The organism is Gemella sp. 20925_1_85, assembly GCF_041433735.1.
Classification (GTDB): Bacteria; Bacillota; Bacilli; order Staphylococcales; family Gemellaceae; genus Gemella.
Map to the genome: position 1 here is coordinate 1 of NZ_JAPWCC010000057.1, position 1,063 is coordinate 1,063.

The 1,063-nt window shown below is 29.4% G+C and carries 1 protein-coding gene; it reads left to right on the plus strand.

Going from position 1 to position 1,063, the window contains the following annotated elements; all coding sequences use genetic code 11:
- Positions 1 to 67 precede the first annotated feature (67 nt).
- Positions 68 to 1,030 (plus strand): DDE-type integrase/transposase/recombinase, encoded by a 963-nt coding sequence (locus O3884_RS08985; protein WP_371453050.1) that lies wholly within the window; start codon positions 68 to 70, stop codon positions 1,028 to 1,030.
- Positions 1,031 to 1,063: the final 33 nt, after the last annotated feature.

The window sequence follows — 1,063 nt, forward strand, 5'->3', positions numbered from 1 at the left end:
TATAAAAAAAGAAGAGTAAATCCTGTATAATGAAATTACGACAAATCAAAAAAAGGAATTTACTCTTATGAAAACTATTATAACAGAAAACTTACAAAATACACAACGATATATACCTCATACTTTAGAAACAAGATTAGCTGCGGTAAAAACATATAGAAATAAAAACTCTATTAGCTTTATCTGTAGACGTTACAAAGTTTCTAAAGCATCTTTAATGCGTTGGAATAAAAAATATGATGGAACTAAAGAATCACTTATGGATAAGTCTCATAAACCACATTCTCAACATCCAAATGCACATACCTCAGAAGAATTGGCTTGGATTAAAAATCTAATTAAACGAAATCCTAATATTTCTATGATTGAACTATATGCAAAACTAAAATTTAATAAAGATTATAACAGACATCCTTGTTCATTATTTAGGATCCTTAGAAAATTAGGTTTCTATAAAGATGCCGAAAAAAAGGCTAAACCTTATATACCAAAACCTTATAACACTCCAAAAACTTTAGGAGAAAAATGGCAACTTGATGTAAAATATGTCCCTAGACAATGCTATACTGGTTCACATCCTGATAAATTTTATCAATATACTATGATTGATGAGGCTTCTAGAGAAAGATTTATTTATCCTTTTAAAGAACAATCTTCTTATTCAACAATACAATTTGTTAAGATGGCTATTTCATTCTTTGGATACAAACCAAAAATCATACAAACTGATAATGGTTTTGAATTTACTCACTTTAAGGATACTAAACGAATACATCCTTTCGATGTATTGTGTAACCAGTTAGATATAAAACACCAACTCATTAGGCCTAGAACTCCATGGCATAATGGCAAAGTCGAAAGAAGTCATAGAAATGATAACGAACGCTTTTATAAATACTTATCTTTTTATTCTTATGATGACCTTATTAACCAAATGAAGAAATATCTATATCGTTCTAATCGACTTCCTATGCAGACTTTAGGATGGTTAACTCCTGTTGAGAAAAGGCAAGAGTTACAGAGAAGCTAGCTTCTCTGTAACTCTATCATATCAGGTATTTAT